We start from the raw sequence: 16426 nt of genomic DNA on the forward strand, positions 1-16426 counted from the left end.
CCCGGAACTCATCCAATGAACGACTTGCTGATCGAAGCCACCGGGCTGCACACCTACTACGGCCAGAGCCACATCCTGCGCGGCATCGACTTCCGCGTCGGCCGTGGCGAGACCATCGGCCTCATGGGCCGCAACGGCATGGGCAAGAGCACGCTGCTCAAGACCCTCATGGGCCTGGTGCAGCCGCGTGAAGGCCGGGTGCGCGTCGCCGGCCGCGACATGACCCGCAGCCGCCCCTACGAGATCGCCCAGAAGGGCGTGGCCTACGTGCCCGAAGGCCGCGGCATCTTCGGCAACCTCAGCGTGGTCGAGAACCTCAGGATGGCCGCGCGCCCCGGCACGCGAGGCCAGCGCGACTGGACCTACGAACGCGTGCTCGAGACCTTCCCCCGGCTGCAGGAACGCCTGGGCCACGGCGGGCAACAGCTGTCGGGCGGCGAGCAGCAGATGCTCACGATCGGCCGCGCGCTCATGACCAACCCCGACGTGCTGATCCTCGACGAAGCCACCGAAGGCCTGGCCCCGCTCATCGCGCGCGAGATCTGGCGCATCTGCGGCCTGATCGCCCAGAGCGGCATCTCCAGCGTCATCGTGGACAAGAACTGGAAGCACGTGACCCAGGTCACCGACCGCAACGTGATCCTGGTCAAGGGCGAGGTGGTGTTCGAAGGCAGCTCGGACGAACTGCGCGGCAACCCCGCCATCCTCGAACAACACCTGGGGGTCTAGGCCCACCCCTAGGGCGCTTCCCCTCGAGGGGGCACAACCAGCGGCCCGGCGAAGCCGGTTCCGCGGTTGCCGCTGGAATGGCCTACCGCTGCGCGGTGGCGCCCGCTGCAAGCCGGCGCTACAGCGGCTGGCTCCGATGCCGCACGAACGCCACGTAGCGGTCCATCCACCCCTGCAGGAACTTGCGCGTGTCCTCGATGCCGATGGTGCCGTCGGGCTTGAGCAGGTCGGGCTTGTTCTGCACGAAGGCCCCGGGCTGGCCCAGCATGGGAATGTCCAGGTAGGCCCGCACGTTGCGCAGGTGCTGCTGCGCCATCGACGTGCCCAGCGCGCCGACGCTGATGCCGATCACGCCTGCCGGCTTGCCCGCCCACACGCCCTGGCCGTAGGACCGCGAGGCATGGTCGATGGCGTTCTTCAGCACGCCCGGGATCGAGCGGTGGCCATGTCCTCGCAAGGACACCCTTGCCCAGACCGCGTGCGCGCGCAGGCGTGGGCAACAAGGGGAACGGCCGGGCCCGAGGCGAGCCCCTGGCGAATCTTGATACAGTCGCGGCCACTGCCGATGCCACGCTTGTTTCCCTCCCGAAAGAGCGCAGCGACAACCCGCTATCGCATCGGCGCGGAACCCTCGGGTTCATTGGTCCCTCACCCCCAACCGCACATCCCAAGGAGGCCCGCATGCCCCGTACCGTCCATTGCATCAAGCTCGGCCACGAAGCCGAAGGCCTGGACCTGCCGCCCTACCCCGGCGAGCTCGGCAAGCGCATCTACGACAACGTGAGCAAGCAGGCCTGGGCCGACTGGCTCAAGCACCAGACCATGCTGGTCAACGAGAACCGCCTCAACCTGGCCGACCAGCGCGCCCGCGAATACCTCAGGCGCCAGATGGAGAACCACTTCTTCGGCTCGGGCGCCGACCAGGCCGCCGGCTACGTGCCGCCCAGCGCCTGATCATCCTTCCCGCCTCCCGCGCGTGACCCGCATCCTCCAGACCGGCTGGGATGACGGGCGCGGCTTCGTCCGCGCGTGGCACGACTGGCGCAACGATCCGCAGCGCCCGCCGCTCCTGCATGTGGCCGCCATCGAACCCTGGCCCACGGCGCGGCTGCGCCGGCATGCCGACGAGCCGCCGGACCACGGCCCCCTCTCCGATCAACTCGAACGGCAATGGTGGGGCCTCACGCCGGGCGTCCACCGCCTGTCCTTCGAGCAGGGCCGCGTGCTGCTCTCGCTGCACGTCGGCCTGCCACTGGACGCGCTGCGCGAGATGTCCTTCAGCGCCGACCGCATCGAACTGGCGCCGCCCGGCCCCGCCGCCGTCCGTGACGCGAGCATGCTCAAGGCGCTGGTGCGGCTGTGCCGGCGCGGCACGCGGCTGGAGGCCGGTGCGATCGACGACACCTTCGCGCGTGAGCTGCAAACGGCCGGCTTCGTATGGCAGCCCGGCGAACCCCTGCAGGCGGTATACGACCCGGCCTGGGCGCCCCGCGGCTTGAGAAGCGCAGGCCGCACGCCCGAGCGCGCCATCGTCATCGGCGCGGGCCTGGCCGGCGCCGCGGTCGCCGCCTCGCTCGCGCGCCGTGGCTGGCAGGTCGAGGTGCTCGACGCCGCCGACCAGCCCGCCAGCGGCGCCTCGGCCCTGCCCGCGGGCCTGATGGCCCCGCACCTCTCGCCCGACGACAACCTGCTGTCACGCCTGTCCCGCTGCGGCAACCGATTGACCCTGCAGCAAGCCCACGACCTGCTGCGCGAGGGCGAGGACTGGTCGGCCTCCGGCACGCTCGAACACCGCGCCAAGGCGCCGGGCCGGCTCGTCGGCAGCACCGACTTCGCCGCCGACTGGAGCCGCGCGGCCACGCCGCAGGAGAACGAGAAGGCCTTGCTGCATCCGCATGCGCCCTCGGTCTGGCATGCGCACGCAGCCTGGATCCGCCCCGCGGCCCTGGTGCACGCCTGGCTGCGACAGCCGGGCATCACGTGGCGTGGTGGTCAGCGTGTCGATCGGCTCGAGCGCGCGGGCAACGGCCATTGGCGCGTGCTGGACGCCCACGCACGCGAGATCGACCGAGCGCCGCTCGTGGTCATCGCCGCCGCGATCGGCTCGGCCGAACTGGCCTCTCGCCGCGTACTGCTGCAGCCGGTACGCGGCCAGGTCTCGTGGGCGCCGCACGAGTCGGGCATCGCCCTGCCCCCCACGCCCGTCAACGGCAACGGCCACTTCCTGCCCTCGGTGCCCGTGGGCGAAGGGCGGGGCTGGATGTGCGGCTCCAGCTACGGGCGCGGCGACACCGCGCTGGACGAGCGCGCGAGCGAACACCTGGCCAACTTCGAGCGGCTGCGGCAGTTGCTGCCGCTGGTCGCCACGCAGTTGGCGGCGACCTTTGCGGCCGAGCGCGTCAAGGCCTGGACCGGCGTGCGCTGCGCCAGCACCGACCGCCGGCCCTTGGCGGGAGAGCTCGAACCGGGCCTGTGGCTCAGCACCGCCATGGGCTCACGCGGCCTCACCTTCGCGGCCCTGTGCGCCGAACTGCTGGCCGCGCGGCTGCACGAGGAGCCGCTGCCGGTGCCGCTGTCATGGGCGATGGGGCTGGATGTGCGGCGGCAGCTCTCGATCCCGCCGGCTGAGAAGCCTGCGGTAGGCGACCGTTCGCTCTGAGCCTCTGCCATCCGGCGTTCGCCCTCCAACCGTTCGGGCTGAGCTCGTCGAAGCCAGCCCGTACCCAAGATCCCTGGTCAAGCCACCGCAGCCGACGCGAACGCCGCCGCGTGCGCCCGCTCCATCACGTCCGAGGCCGGCAGCCCCTTCAGCCGATGGTCGCTCCATACCTGCCGCCAGCGCCGCGCACCGGGCTGGCCGTTGTACAGGCCCAGCATGTGCCGTGCGATGGAGGGCCAGGCCGTGCCGCGCTCGGCCGCCTCACGCTCCATGTAGGCCACCAGCTGCCGCTCCACCTCGTGCCGCGTGCGGGCAACCGGCGCCTCGCCGAAGAAGCGCTCGTCCCAGGAGGCCAGCCACCAGGGGTTGTGATAGGCCTCTCGGCCCACCATCACGCCGTCGAGCGCGTCCAGCTCGCGCGCCACCGACTCGTCATCGCGCAAACCGCCGTTGATCGCGATCACCAGCTGCGGAAACTCGCGCTTGAGCCGGTGAACCACCTCGTAGCGCAGCGGCGGCACCTCGCGGTTCTCCTTCGGTGACAGGCCCTTGAGCCACGCATTGCGCGCATGCACGATGAACACCCCGCAGCCGGCCTCGGCCACCGTGCCGATGAAGTCGCGCACGAACTGGTAGCTCTCGGTCCTGTCGATGCCGATGCGGTGCTTCACGGTCACCGGGATCGACACCGCATCCACCATGGCCTTCACGCCATCGGCCACCAGCCGGGGCTCGGCCATCAGGCAGGCGCCAAATGCCCCGCGCTGCACGCGCTCGCTGGGGCAGCCGCAATTGAGGTTGATCTCGTCATAGCCCCAACGCTCGCCCAGGCGTGCGGCATGCGCCAGGTCGGCCGGCTCGCTGCCCCCGAGCTGCAGCGCCACCGGATGCTCCTCGGCGTTGAAATCGAGGTGGCGCGGCACGTCGCCGTACAGCAAGGCGCCGGTGGTCACCATCTCGGTGTAGAGCAAGGTGCGCCGCGTGAGCAGGCGGTGGAAGTAACGGCAATGCCGGTCGGTCCAGTCCATCATCGGGGCGACACTGAGCCGCCAGGATGAAAAGCTTGGCGTGATTCGTTGTTGTTCCATTCAAACTCAGCCACTTGCACCGGGGAGGGACGATGTCGGCGCGTGCCCGTGGTCACCAGTTGCCTGGTCGCGGAGCTGGGCGTCGATCTTGATGCGCGAGAACGCTTCGTTGGTCATCCCCTCTGCCCCCTCCAGTAGGGCACGCAGCTTGTCCCCGGCTCTCACATCGGTTGGCGCACTGAACAGTGCGGCCACGTAAAAGGCCAGAGATTATCAGTTGGGCTAGGCGAGCCTTCTTGCGTTCTATAGGGCTGGCCCGGAGGGACCTGCGCGTGCCTACCCGGTGGTTTTGTCGATTCTCGGCCAGCAGATACACCCGCGCGCCACATGCGCCGCGCACCGTCCCGCCCCTTGCCCAGCTCGTACTCACCGCGTGCGCCCCGTTCGCACCAAAGGGTGGCTTCGAGCTCAAGGAATGCCGCCACGACCTCGAGCGGCAGCCGACCTATCGCCTCCTGTCCGGAGGGGACCGTCTCAAAAACCATCTACGACTGTATGCCTCATTGCGGGTACGTACCGCACCCGGGGACATCGCGCGGACGCTTGCCGCGCCGCACGCCCGTTCGAGTCGGTGAGGGCCGGTTGCTGGCCGGCGGGCGCGGCGGAACGCGAAGGCCGGATTGTGGTCAGCGCCGGTCTTTCCCGGCTGTCACCACCGGCAGGGGGGCGGTTTCCCCGGCGCCCTCTCCTCGGTGCTGAAGGTGCGGGCGAGTGCTTCAAGTGTGCGCGTCACGAAGGACAGCACCATGAGACGAAGCGCTCACCGGCATCGGGAGGGTTGCCCCAGGAGAGGCTCGGAATGTGCCCCCCTTCCTAGCGGCCGTCGGCGCAAACCTGGATCAAGTCTCAAGCCACTGCGATCCCGCCATCTCAGCGACGCATCGCTGCCACGAACGAAGCCGCTCCACACTGCCCGTCCAGCATGAGTACGCGCGACGACTTGCATGGAGATGTACCTCGAGCTTCGTTGAGCAGCACAGCAGCGATGGCCATCAGGACGACCGCAGCGACTTTGGTATATCGGTCCATTGGACAAGTCTTGCGCCGGCCACCTCCGCCGCGCATGACTTCAACCGCCCAGGAGAGGTGGTCGACTTGTCCTGGGTCACACCCGTCGCAGACCGCTGCGACGGCTCCAGCCTGTCCGGCTGCGGCGCAAGAAAAAGCTCCCCTGCCATGGAACGGCAGGGGAGCCGCACCGAGGCCGGGGCACGGCACGGCTTCGGCGCGCGATGGGCTTCTTAATTGCGGTCGGCCCGAACCCGCTGCGCGGCCTGCCGCTCGCCTGCCATGGCGCCGGCGCCCGACGCGCGGGTGTCGACCGTCCTGCCTTGCGAGGCCATGGTCCTGGCGGTGGCAGGATCGTAGGCGCTCACCATGGCTTGCTGCGTATCCCACAGCGCTTGCCGGGCTTGTGACATGGCCTGGTTGCGGCGCTCGCCGGCAGGCTGCTGGGCCATGGCCTGGACCGACTGCCGCAGGCTGTCGGCCGCCCTCATGAGCTGCGACACCGACCGCTCGTAATCCGCATCCGACACGGCGGCCCGGCGCGTTTCCGAAGGCCGGGTCTTGTCGATTTCCGGAATGTTGCCCTGCCGCAGGTCCGGCGGCAGCGCCAACATGGCGGCGTGGGTCTCGAGCAGTGCCTCATGGGCTTGATCGATGGCCCGATCGCGATCCGGCCCCGCCCTCTTCTGAGCCATGGCCTGGATCGATTCGCGCAGGTGTTGTGCAGCCTTCTGCAGTTTGTCCATCGACTGGGATTGATCGCTCGAGGCTGCCGAGCTTGCCGGCGCCGTGGCCGTCGTTCCGCTGCCGCTGGTCTGGGCCAGGGTGGCTCCGGCAAACGAAAGCGCCGCCGCGGTCACGATCGGGACGATTTTTTGCATGACGTACTCCTTGTCGTTCATCAGGCAAGAGCGTTCAGGGCTCTTGCCAGGGAGGCGGATTCCTCTCCATGAACGAATGGAACGGCTGCGCGCGGCATAGTTCGGGACGGTGACCTTCTGAAATCACCGTGACGTGCTGGTAGCTGGAATGAGCGCGATTCTTACGCGCCCTTCCGTGGGCAAGAAGCCGCTCATCGGTACCCGCCACCTGATCCGGTGCGCTCACAGGCATCTATTCGCGAACGCGTGCTCTTGATGGCCTGCAGAGGGGTCTTGACGAGGTTGGGGATCCGGCTTCATCGCAGCGCCGGCCGCTGGCGCGTCATGGCGTGGGAAAGAGCAGCCGGGACAGCTCCCGCGCCAGCCTGGTGACCTCGGTGTGGTCGACGTCGCGCAGGGTGTCCGCCAAGCGCGCATCGGCCACGGTGGGCGCCTTCACCCCGATGGCTTCCGACAGGCTGTTCACGCTCGCCTGCCGGTTGGCGGTCTGCTCGGGGGACTCCGCCCCGCCGACGACGGTGACCTGTTGCCCGTGCACTTTGTCGAACTCCCGCACGAAGCGCGCGAGCGCCCGTTCGAGGATCTGGGCGGTCGCGGCCGGAATGACGAGGTCTCCGTTGGGCAGGCGACTCGCAGGTAACGGTGAATTCATGGCCGGATTGTGCGGCTCACGAGGGGAAGCGGGGTGGCCTTCCCAGCAATCGACCTCGACGGCCCTTGCAGCCGGCTGCTGTGGCGCTGTGATCGTTTCACGATCGTTCATTGGTTTCGCGGCAAACATGCATCGAAACCACCTGTAGGTGATCGGCCGCTCCCCTAACGAAGGCTTACCTCGCCCCTGGCGCTCACCCGCAGCATGCAGGTCCTTCCCTGAGACTGGGCTCGAGGGACCTCCCCCAGTCGACTCGCCCCCTCCGCTTCCGGACGGGGGCGCTTTTTTAGCCGGGAGACTTGCATGGCGTTCTCACAGGCCGAGCTCGGCACAGCCATCCATCGTGCGCTCGAGCGAGCGCGACTCAATCCCGTGCGGTCGCAGGAGGCCCGGCGCTGGACGCTGTGCGTGCAGGACGGCGCCGGACGCGCGCTGCAGACGATGGAACTGGGCACCTTGCATGAGGTCGGCGTGGTCGCCAATGAGCTGGCCCAGCGTGGCTTCGACCCCGCGGTCGACGACCCCGGCCCATGGGACTTCATCTTCTCGCCCGGGCTCGAGGTCGGTGCCTGAGGATTTATTTGGAGACCTTGTAGTTGAAGACCGTGATGTCGCCGGTGCCGACCACCGGCTCAACGCCCAGTTCGACGCTGGTGACGTACTCGTTGCCGACCGCCCACTTGGAGCCGCAGGCGTCGGTGCGCGTGCTCACGTAGTTGATGATCGCGGCCAGGTCGATCTCACCCGGCTCCACCGGCAGGACGGCCGGCACGAAGGCGATCATCTTCCAGCCGGTGCGCCCATGGCTGCCGTTGAGCGAGCTGAAGTTGTAGCGCAGGCACTGGTCGGACCCCTTGGTCACGTAGATGTGGTACTGCTTGCCGGCGATGGTGGCCGTGTGGTCGAACCAGCCCGGGTTGCGGCCGCCCTTGTGCGAGCCGTAGCCACCCCAGTTGGCCAGCGGGATCATGATCTCGTGGGTGATCGACGACCCGGTGAAGCCGCTGCCCTGGTTCGCGTCCGACTGCAGCCAGATGTCGAAGGTCAGCTGGCCTTCGCCGGTGGGCTCCGAGTTGTGGCGGAAATCGAGCTTGGCCTTGAGCGACTGCAGCGGCAACTGCAGCGGCAGCACGGTGCCCGCCGTGCGGCCCGCGGGTGCGACCTGCGAGTTGCTGCCGTCGGGCAGCTGCACCGGGTGGCCGCTGATCAGGTTGGAGTTGCTGAAGTGGCCCGGCTTGGCCCCGTAGACGATGGACGGGAAGCCCTTCACCTCGGTGGTTCCCTGCGGCCAGCGCCACTTGGTGCGGAAGGCCACTTCGCCGTTCGGCCCCGCCTGCGGGCTGCGTCCGACGTACTGCTCGTACTGGCCGGAGGACACCCCCTCCGTCAGGCCAGCCGCGCCCCAACGGTCATCGGTGATGAGGTAGGCATCGCTCGCGTTGCCCACCTGCAGCCACAGGTTGCGGTGGCTGGCGATGGCAATCTCGGGAGGCAACGCGCTGGCGGCATTGGCGGCCTCGGGCTTCGGCGCCGCCGTCGCGCTGGCCGGCGCGGTTTCGGGGGGCGCAGCGCTTTCTGCCGAAACCTGGGATCCGTCTTCCAGCAAGTGGGCGCGCTCCATGGCGCCACCTCCGCCGCCGCACGCAGCAAGGAAAGCCAGGGAAGCGAGGGAAGCAACGGTGCCGGCGCGCAAGGAGAGTCGTTGGGTCATGGGTCCAGGGTCCTGTTGAGGCATTCGGCGCTGGTGGGCGAGAGCGTCCGAAGTCGGTTGGTGAACGAGCTGCGACCTGCATGGGCGAGGTGCGTCTCAGCAATGGACGCGAATCTAGTAGGAGCCGTCCGACAACCTGTACGCGGACTCCTACAGACGTTACGAAACATGAGCTTGGCCATTCCGTGAGGCAGTTCACGAAATGGGGCTCGGGCGGTCCACGAGGGTAGGACTGGGCGTACACCCGCGTAGGCCGGAAGCCCAGCAGCCACGGGGCTCAGCGGCCGATCGGGGGGCGAGTGGGCGACGGCCGGGCCAGGGGCGCGGTGGACCCCGAATCGGGCCGAACGATGCGCTGGCTGAACCGAACAGTTACGGTTTTCGTGAGCTCGAGCCTCAACTGCTGAGCTGGATCAGCGGCTCGGGGGTCTTTCCGGAGGCCTGTCCCGCCCGCGCGCACAGAATGCGAGCCGAAGATCAGCACGACGAGGTGAGCATGGCCAAGGTTCTTTTCATTGGCACCGGGATGATGGGCGGCCCCATGGCGGCCAACCTGCTGCGCGCGGGGCACGAGGTGGTCGTCCATTCACGCACGCGCGAGCGTGCCGAGCCGGTGTTGGCCCAGGGCGCGCGCTGGGCCGACAGCCGCCCCGATGCGGCGCGTGAAGTCGAGTGCGTGATCACGATGGTGGGCGGGCCGCCCGATGTCGAGCAGATCCACCTGGGTGAACTGGTCGAGGTGGCGCGGCCCGGCACGCTGCTGGTGGACATGACCACCTCCAGCCCGCAACTGGCCGAACGCATCCACGTCGTGGCCTTGCGGCGCGGCCTGCGCGCGCTCGATGCGCCCGTGACCGGTGGGCCGCAGGGCGCGCAGGCGGGCACGTTGACGGTCATGGTGGGCGGGGACGCCGCAGACCTGGAGGCGGCCCGTCCCGTGCTCCGTGCGATGGGCCGCAACCTGATGCACTACGGCAGGCCCGGCAATGGTCAGCGGGCCAAGCTGGTGAACCAGACCGTGGGCATGCTCAACATGCTCAGCGCGATCGAGGGCTTGTTCTTCGCGAAGAAGGCCGGGCTGGACACCGGGCAGATTCTGCACATGCTGCAGAACGGACTGACCGAATCACGCTCGCTGCACGGGCTGGCGCCGCTGGCGCTGAAGGGCGAGTTCCCGCCCAACTTCCATCCGGCGCATGTGGTGAAGGACTTGAGCCTGGCGGTCGCGGAGGCCGAGGCGATCGGGATCGACCTGCCGGCGCTGCGCACGGCGAGGGATCGGTGGGCGGAGCTGGTGCGGCGCTATCCGCAGGCGGCTGCGGTGCATGAGATCGCGCGCTTGTACGAGTGAGCTCAGGCCCTTCGAGCCTTCCGGCGAACACAGGCTCAGCGAGGACGAATAGGCGAGATCCTGCCGCTGTTCAGATCAAGCGAGAAGCCAGCTACTCGCCCCAGCCGCCCCCACGTCGCCCCTTCGCGTCCCCGCACATCGCCCCCAGCTTTTCGATCGCGCGGAACAGCACCCGCCGCTCCTGCGGGTCCAGCCGCCGGATCATGTCGGCCTGCGCCCGCCGCGCCAGCGGGATCAACTGGTCGTGCAAGGCCAGGCCTTTCTTGGTGATCAGGCAGTCCAGCTTCTTGCCTCCGGGGCTTTGGTTGCGGGTGACAACCAGGCCGCGCTCCTGCATCGTCTTCAGCGTGCGGCTCAACTGCCCCTTGTCCGTCGCCGAGCGCACCACCAGCTCGGTGAACGGCAGCTGCCTGCAGTGCGCCAGCACCGACAGGATGCGCCACTCCGGCATGGTCAAGCCGAACTGCTCCACATAGGGCAAGGTGATCGCCTGGCGCAGCGCGTTGGTCGCCAGGTGCATGCGGGTGGTGAGGAAATCCTCCACCGACAAACCGGTGCCATCGGCGTCGAGTTCATCCCACGGCGAGCCGGCGCACTCGGGCGCTTGCGGCTCGGTTCGGAGTTTGGCTGCTGACCTGGACACTTCGGACCCCTCGTTCACACGACTTGTTGATTCGACAACACGTGGCTATTATCGCCGCGTGTTTACCAAGTCCGGTGTGTACCGCATCCAGGTCCGCCGCAACTTCAACCCGCCCCGGCCGCCCGGCCGCTTTCCCTGGAGTGATCGCATGTCCCTTCACCGCCGCCACCTGATCCTCGGCACCGCCGCAGCCGCCCTCACCTTCGCCGGGCCCGTGCTGGCCCAGGCCTCCTATCCCGCCGCCAAGCCGATCACGATCGTCGTGTCCTACCCGCCCGGCGGCGACACCGATGCCATCGCGCGCATGTTCGGCGACAAGCTCTCCCAGCGCCTGAAGCAGACGGTGGTGATCGAGAACCGCCCCGGTGCCGGCGGCACCATCGGCAACGGCCATGTGGGCCGCTCCGCGCCCGATGGCTACACCCTGCTGTTCACGCCGAACCCCTTCACCACCGCACCCATGGTGATGGGCCTCACCCCGGCCAACAGCTACGACGTGCTCAACGGGTTCGAGCCCATCATCAAGACCGCCACCCAGCCGCTGCTGCTCGTGGCGCATCCGAGCGTGGGCGTGAAGAGCGTGCCAGAGCTGGTGGCGGCCGCCAAGGGCGGCAAGACGCTGAGCTACGCCTCGCCCGGCGCGGGCTCGCCCATGCACTTCCTGGGAGAGTGGCTCAACCGCGCCGCTGGCGTGAAGATCTCGCACGTGCCCTACCGCGGCGTCGGTCCTTCGGTCACCGACGTGGTGGCCGGCCACGTGAGCACGGCCTGGGTGACCATCGGCGCCGTCTCGCAGTACATCAACCAGAACCGCCTGGTGCCGCTGGCCATCGGTGACGCCAACCGCAGCAAGCTCGCACCCCAGGTTCCGACTCTGGTCGAACAGGGCTACAAGGACGTGGTGGTCGGGGCCTGGAACGGCTTCTTCGCGCCCAAGGGTACGCCGCGCGAGGTGGTCAACCTGATCAACACGAACATGAACGCCATCCTGAAAGAACCCGAGGTGATCGCCAAGCTCGCCACCTACGGCGCCGAGCCGGCCGGCGGCACGCCCGACGTGCTCGCCAAGACCAACGCGGCCGAGTACGCGCAGATGGCCAAGCTGATGAAAGAGCTGAACATCAGCGCGAACTAGGGCCCCCCGAAGCGGCCTGGCGGCCGCCTGCCCCCAGGGGGCGCAACCAGCGGCCCGGCAAAGCCGGTTCCGCGGTAGCCGCTGGAAAGGCCTGCCGCTGGGCGGCGGCCTTTGGAGTGGGGTGACTTCGCTCCGAGGGGCGAACTGATTGAATGAATTGGAGGAAGCGCATGAACGCATCCACGTTGGGCACTTCGGTGCCGCAGGTCAATGCCAAAGCCAAGGTGCTCGGGCGCGCGCAGTATGCGGGGGACATCCAGCTGCCGGGGATGCTGCACGCCAAGGTGCTGCGCAGCCCCTATGCGCATGCGCGCATCGTGCGGCTGGACGTGTCGCAGGCGCTGGCGTTGCCCGGGGTCAAGTGCGTGATCACCGGCGAGGACGGGCCGCAGGTGCCCTGGGGCGTGCACAAGAAGGAGCGCCTGACGTTCGCCAAGGGGGTGGTGCGTTTTGCCGGTGAAGAGGTGGCGGCCGTGGCGGCTGTCACCGAGGAGATCGCGCGTGACGCGATCGACCTGATCGAGGTCGAGTACGAGGAGCTGCCGGCCATCCTCACGCCCGAGGAATCGCTGGACCCCGATGCGCCCACCGTGCACCCTGGCCGCGTGAACAACATCGCCCACGAGATCCGCTACCACCGCGGCGACGTGGACGCCGCCTTCGCCCAGGCCCACCTGGTCCACGAAGCCACCTACACCACGCACGCGCAGTACCCCGGCTACATGGAGCCCATGGCCACGGTGGCGACCGTGGACGCCGACGGCCGGCTGCAGGTCTGGACCTCCACCCAGTCGGCGCACCTGGTACGCGGGCGACTGGCCACGGTGCTGGGGCTGCCGGTGTCGCAGGTGCGGGTGATCCAGAGCACCACCGGCGGCGGCTTCGGCGGCAAGATCATCGAGGACGCCAATAGCCTGGTGGCCGGCGCGCTGGCGCTGCGCACGGGCAAGCCGGTGCGGGTGGTGAACAACCGCCTCGAGGACTTCATGGCCGCGCCCAGCAGCCTGCCCGAGCGCATCACGCTCAAGCTGGGCATGGACCGTGAGGGCCGCATCGTGGCCAAGGAGGTGCGCATCGTCGGCGACTGCGGCGCCTACAGCGGCCTGGCGCCCGAGGTGCTGCACGTGAGCGCCATGCGCAGCGACAACATGCACCGCAACACCAACGTGCGCTCGCACGCCACGGTGGTCTACACGCACACGCCGCCGCACGGCGCCTTCCGCGGCTTCGGCGGCACGCAGATGAGTTTCGCGCTCAACAGCCACATCGACGTGATGGCCCGCAAGCTCGACCTCGATCCGCTGCAGGTGCACCGCATCAACGCGATCGAGGCCGGCCAGACCTCCGTGCACGGCTGGAAGATCGGCAGCACGGGCCTGCAGGAATGCCTGACCCAGTGCACCGAAGCCATCGGCTGGAAGGACAAGCGCGGCAAGCTCGCCACCAGCGGCACGCGCAGCCGCGGCGTGGGCATGGCCGCGGTGATGCACGTGAGCGGCAACCGCACCATCGGCAACTGGGACGGCTCCACCGTCATGGTCAAGCTCAACGAAGACGGCCGGGCCATCATCCACAGCAGCGAGGCCGACATGGGCCAGGGGGCGCAGACCATGCTGTGCCAGGTGATCGCGCACGAGCTGGATATTCCGCTGTCGCACGTGCACATCACCCTGCCCGATACCGACTCCTCCCCCTGGGCCATCGGCAGCCTGGCTTCGCGCGTGACCATCGTGGCGGGCAATGCCGCCATACGCGCCGGGCAGGCCGCGCGCGAGAAGCTGGTGACGCTGGCCTCGCAACTGCTGGAGGTGCCAGCCGAGCAGCTCGAATGCGCCGAGGGCATGGTGCGCGTGAAGGCCGATCCCTCGCGCAAGTTGACCGTGGCCGAACTCGCCCGCACCCACATCTGGCGCCACGGCGGCGAAGGCATCCAGGTCACCGGCAGCTGGGACGCCAAGACCGAGATGTTCGACAAGGAAACCATCTACGGCAACATCTCGCCGGCCTACTCCTTCGCCGCGCAGGCGGTGGAGGTGGAGGTGGACACCGAGACCGGCCAGGTCACGGTCATCGACAGCTACGTCGCCGACGACTGCGGCAAGGCCTTCAACCCGCAGGCCGTGCACGGCCAGAGCAATGGCGCGGCGGTGCAGGCCATCGGCTGGACGCTGTACGAGCAGCTGCAGATGGACAACGGCCGCATCGTCAACGGCAACTTCGCCGACTACACCATGCCCACGCCCGACTCGGTGCCCGAGATGCGCAGCGGCATCGTCGAATCGATGGACCCCATCGGCCCCTACGGCGCCAAGGGCGCCAGTGAAACGGCCATCCTGCCCGGCGCCCCGGCCATCGCCAACGCGGTGTTCGACGCCGTGGGCGTGCGCATCCACGACCTGCCGATCACCCCCGAAAAGGTGCTGGCCGCCCTGCGCGCCCGCCGCCAGGGAGACACCCATGCGTGATTTCGAGTTCCTGCAGCCCACCTCGGTGGCCGAGGCCAGCCGCATGCTGGCCGACCACGGCGACGAAGCCCGCCTGATGGCCGGCGGCACCGCCCTCATGCTGGTGATGCGCCAGCGCATGCTCACGCCCACGCACATCGTCTCGGCGGCGCGCCTGCCGCAGCTGCGTGGCATCGAGTTCGATGCGCAACGCGGCCTGCGCATCGGCGCGCTGGAGCGCCACTGCGACATCGCCCACTCGCCGCTGGTGCGCCAGCACGTGCCCATGCTCGCCGCCATGGCGGCGCAGGTGGCCAACCCGCAGGTGCGCAACCAGGGCACGCTGGGCGGCAACCTCTGCTACGGGGACCCGTCCACCGACCCGCCCGGCTGCCTGCTGGCCCTGGGCGCCGAGGTGCGGCTGGCCAGCTCCCGCGGTGAACGCGTGCTGCCGCTCGAAGACTTCCTGGTCGACTTCTTCGTCACCGCGCTGGAGCCCGACGAGGTCGTGGTCGACGTGCGCGTGCCGCCGTTGCGTGCGGGCGAGCGCGGGGCCTACACGCGCTTTCGCCGCACCGCCGCCGAGCACCGCCCGCTGGCCAGCGTGTCGCTCGTGGCGCGCGTCGAAGGCGCTGTGTGCCAAGAGGCACGCCTGGTGGTCGGCGCCTCGGTGCCGGTGCCGCGCCGGCTCCCGCGAGCCGAACACTTCCTGCGCGGCAAGACCGTCACTCCCGAAGTGACGGCCGAGGCCGCCGACATCGTGGCCGCCGACATCGCCGCCCTCGACGACTCGCGCGGCTCCGAGGCCTATCGCCGCGACATGGTGCGCGTGGTCACGCGCCGCACCCTCGCCAACCTCTTCGGCATCGCGGGTGACGCACAGCAAGGTGGAGAACTGAAATGAGCAAGCACTGCATCACCCTCACCGTCAACGGCGAGACCCAGCAGGCCGAAGTGCCGGCCCGCCGCATGCTGTCGGACTTCCTGCGCGACGACCTGCACCTGACCGGCACCAAGCGCGGTTGCGAAACCGGCACCTGCGGTGCCTGCTCGGTGCTGGTGGACGGCGAAGTCGTCAAGTCCTGCCTGTCGCTGGCCGTGCAGGCCGACGGCCGCCACATCACCACCGTCGAAGGCCTGGCGCAGAACGGGCAGTTGCATCCGCTGCAGGAAAGCTTCATGAACTGCGGCGGCCTGCAATGCGGCTACTGCACGCCGGGCTTCCTGATGTCGGCCTGCGCGCTGCTCGAGGCGTGCCCCAACCCCACGCCCGAGCAGGTGCGCGAGGGCCTCAACGGCAACCTGTGCCGGTGCACCGGCTACACCCAGATCGTGGAATCCGTGCTCGACGCGGCGGAGAAGATGCGTGGAAATTGAACAGGTGATGACCGTGGCCGCACCGCCGGCCCGGGTTTGGGAGTTGCTGCTCGACCCCAACGTGATGGGCGGCTGCGTGCCCGGCATGAAGTCCATCGAGGTGATCAGCCCGACCGAGTACCTGGCCGTGATGCACGTGAAGATCTCCTTCATCAGCGCCAAGTTCAGGCTCAAGACGAAGATCGTCGAGCAGCGCGAGCCGCACTACCTGCGCAGCGAGGGCACGGGCGAGGACACCTCGGTGGCCAGCTCGCTTAAGCAGCAAAGCGAGATCTTCCTCACGGAACTGCCCGATGGCGGCACCGAGCTGAAGATGAAAGTGAAGGTCGACGTGCTGGGCCGGCTGGGCAGCTTCGGCCTGAGCGTGATGAAGACCAAGGCCGACCGCATGTGGGAGGAGTTTGGCCAGAACCTGGCGGCCCAGCTGAAGGCCGGCAGCGCCGACACGCCGGCACCGGCATCGGCGCACACGCTTGCGGCAGCGCCGGCACCGGCCCCCGCGGCATCGACGCCTGCCCCTGGCGCCGTCACCGCCGTGGTCGTTGACGACGCCGGCTCCGTGACCGAAGCGGCACCGGACGGCTGGCTCTCGCGCCTGCTGTCCGGCCCCCGCCGCGCGCCGGCCAACGGCCGCAGCATCCGCATCGAGATCAAGCGCGCCGACGTCACCGTCACCGTGCACTGGCCGCTGGAGGCGGCCAGTGAGTGCGCGGCCATGCTGCGCGAGGCGCTGAGGTAGCCCGCCTGA

Annotated in this window: 15 protein-coding genes and 1 pseudogene; 10 read left to right on the forward strand and 6 right to left on the reverse strand. The window is 68.9% G+C overall.

Going from position 1 to position 16426, the window contains the following annotated elements:
* Nucleotides 1–15: 15 nt before the first annotated feature.
* Nucleotides 16–729, forward strand: a complete 714-nt coding sequence (locus tag JI739_RS02290) for an ABC transporter ATP-binding protein (RefSeq protein WP_201682217.1) — start codon at nucleotides 16–18, stop codon at nucleotides 727–729.
* A gap of 118 nt (nucleotides 730–847) precedes the next feature.
* Here the strand turns inward: JI739_RS02290 and JI739_RS02295 are convergent.
* Nucleotides 848–1171 (reverse strand): annotated as a pseudogene (locus JI739_RS02295) (NADPH-dependent FMN reductase); the annotation flags it as partial.
* A 239-nt stretch (nucleotides 1172–1410) separates the two neighbouring features.
* On the opposite strand from JI739_RS02295, the gene JI739_RS02300 reads away from it, so the two are divergent.
* The gene (locus tag JI739_RS02300; RefSeq protein WP_201682218.1) at nucleotides 1411–1683 is read left to right on the forward strand and encodes an oxidative damage protection protein; all 273 of its coding nucleotides are present in this window, start codon (nucleotides 1411–1413) and stop codon (nucleotides 1681–1683) included.
* A 22-nt stretch (nucleotides 1684–1705) separates the two neighbouring features.
* Complete coding sequence (gene mnmC1, locus JI739_RS02305; protein WP_201682219.1) at nucleotides 1706–3388, forward strand: FAD-dependent 5-carboxymethylaminomethyl-2-thiouridine(34) oxidoreductase MnmC1; 1683 nt, start codon at nucleotides 1706–1708, stop codon at nucleotides 3386–3388.
* A 77-nt stretch (nucleotides 3389–3465) separates the two neighbouring features.
* Here the strand turns inward: mnmC1 and dusA are convergent, their stop codons facing one another.
* The 3 genes from dusA to JI739_RS02320 all read right to left on the reverse strand — a co-directional run bounded on the left by dusA (nucleotide 3466) and on the right by JI739_RS02320 (nucleotide 7017).
* A complete protein-coding gene (gene dusA, locus JI739_RS02310; protein ID WP_201682220.1) occupies nucleotides 3466–4476 on the reverse strand; it encodes a tRNA dihydrouridine(20/20a) synthase DusA in 1011 nt (336 codons plus the stop codon).
* Nucleotides 4477–5717: 1241 nt separating this feature from the next.
* Nucleotides 5718–6386, reverse strand: coding sequence for a hypothetical protein (locus tag JI739_RS02315; RefSeq protein WP_201682221.1), 669 nt, complete (start codon nucleotides 6384–6386; stop codon nucleotides 5718–5720).
* Nucleotides 6387–6687: 301 nt separating this feature from the next.
* Complete coding sequence (locus JI739_RS02320) at nucleotides 6688–7017, reverse strand: hypothetical protein (protein WP_201682222.1); 330 nt, start codon at nucleotides 7015–7017, stop codon at nucleotides 6688–6690.
* A gap of 303 nt (nucleotides 7018–7320) precedes the next feature.
* Between JI739_RS02320 and JI739_RS02325 the strand changes: the two genes are divergently transcribed.
* Nucleotides 7321–7590 (forward strand): hypothetical protein, encoded by a 270-nt coding sequence (locus tag JI739_RS02325; protein WP_201682223.1) that lies wholly within the window; start codon nucleotides 7321–7323, stop codon nucleotides 7588–7590.
* A 4-nt stretch (nucleotides 7591–7594) separates the two neighbouring features.
* Here JI739_RS02325 and JI739_RS02330 read toward each other — a convergent pair whose 3' ends face one another.
* Nucleotides 7595–8638, reverse strand: a complete 1044-nt coding sequence (locus JI739_RS02330; protein ID WP_201682224.1) for a hypothetical protein — start codon at nucleotides 8636–8638, stop codon at nucleotides 7595–7597.
* 553 nt (nucleotides 8639–9191) lie between these two features.
* Between JI739_RS02330 and JI739_RS02335 the strand changes: the two genes are divergently transcribed.
* Nucleotides 9192–10079: an NAD(P)-dependent oxidoreductase gene (locus tag JI739_RS02335; protein WP_255520158.1), complete on the forward strand. Its 888-nt coding sequence runs from the start codon at nucleotides 9192–9194 to the stop codon at nucleotides 10077–10079.
* A 91-nt stretch (nucleotides 10080–10170) separates the two neighbouring features.
* Here the strand turns inward: JI739_RS02335 and JI739_RS02340 are convergent, their stop codons facing one another.
* A complete protein-coding gene (locus tag JI739_RS02340) occupies nucleotides 10171–10722 on the reverse strand; it encodes a MarR family winged helix-turn-helix transcriptional regulator (protein WP_354003664.1) in 552 nt (183 codons plus the stop codon).
* A gap of 148 nt (nucleotides 10723–10870) precedes the next feature.
* Here JI739_RS02340 and JI739_RS02345 point away from each other — a divergent pair, with 148 nt between their 5' ends.
* From JI739_RS02345 to JI739_RS02365, 5 genes are all read left to right on the forward strand, one after another.
* Nucleotides 10871–11857: a Bug family tripartite tricarboxylate transporter substrate binding protein gene (locus tag JI739_RS02345; protein WP_201682226.1), complete on the forward strand. Its 987-nt coding sequence runs from the start codon at nucleotides 10871–10873 to the stop codon at nucleotides 11855–11857.
* A 170-nt stretch (nucleotides 11858–12027) separates the two neighbouring features.
* A complete protein-coding gene (locus JI739_RS02350; RefSeq protein ID WP_201682227.1) occupies nucleotides 12028–14322 on the forward strand; it encodes a xanthine dehydrogenase family protein molybdopterin-binding subunit in 2295 nt (764 codons plus the stop codon).
* Nucleotides 14315–15205 carry an FAD binding domain-containing protein gene (locus tag JI739_RS02355; RefSeq protein ID WP_201682228.1) on the forward strand — a complete coding sequence of 297 codons (891 nt, stop codon included), beginning with the start codon at nucleotides 14315–14317 and terminating at the stop codon, nucleotides 15203–15205. The genes JI739_RS02350 and JI739_RS02355 overlap by 8 nt, the downstream gene beginning before the upstream one ends.
* Nucleotides 15202–15678 carry a (2Fe-2S)-binding protein gene (locus JI739_RS02360; protein WP_201682229.1) on the forward strand — a complete coding sequence of 159 codons (477 nt, stop codon included), beginning with the start codon at nucleotides 15202–15204 and terminating at the stop codon, nucleotides 15676–15678. The genes JI739_RS02355 and JI739_RS02360 overlap by 4 nt, the downstream gene beginning before the upstream one ends.
* Complete coding sequence (locus JI739_RS02365) at nucleotides 15668–16417, forward strand: SRPBCC family protein (RefSeq protein ID WP_201682230.1); 750 nt, start codon at nucleotides 15668–15670, stop codon at nucleotides 16415–16417. The genes JI739_RS02360 and JI739_RS02365 overlap by 11 nt, the downstream gene beginning before the upstream one ends.
* Nucleotides 16418–16426: the final 9 nt, after the last annotated feature.

Source organism: Ramlibacter aurantiacus, assembly GCF_016722895.1.
Lineage (GTDB): Bacteria > Pseudomonadota > Gammaproteobacteria > Burkholderiales > Burkholderiaceae_C > Ramlibacter > Ramlibacter aurantiacus.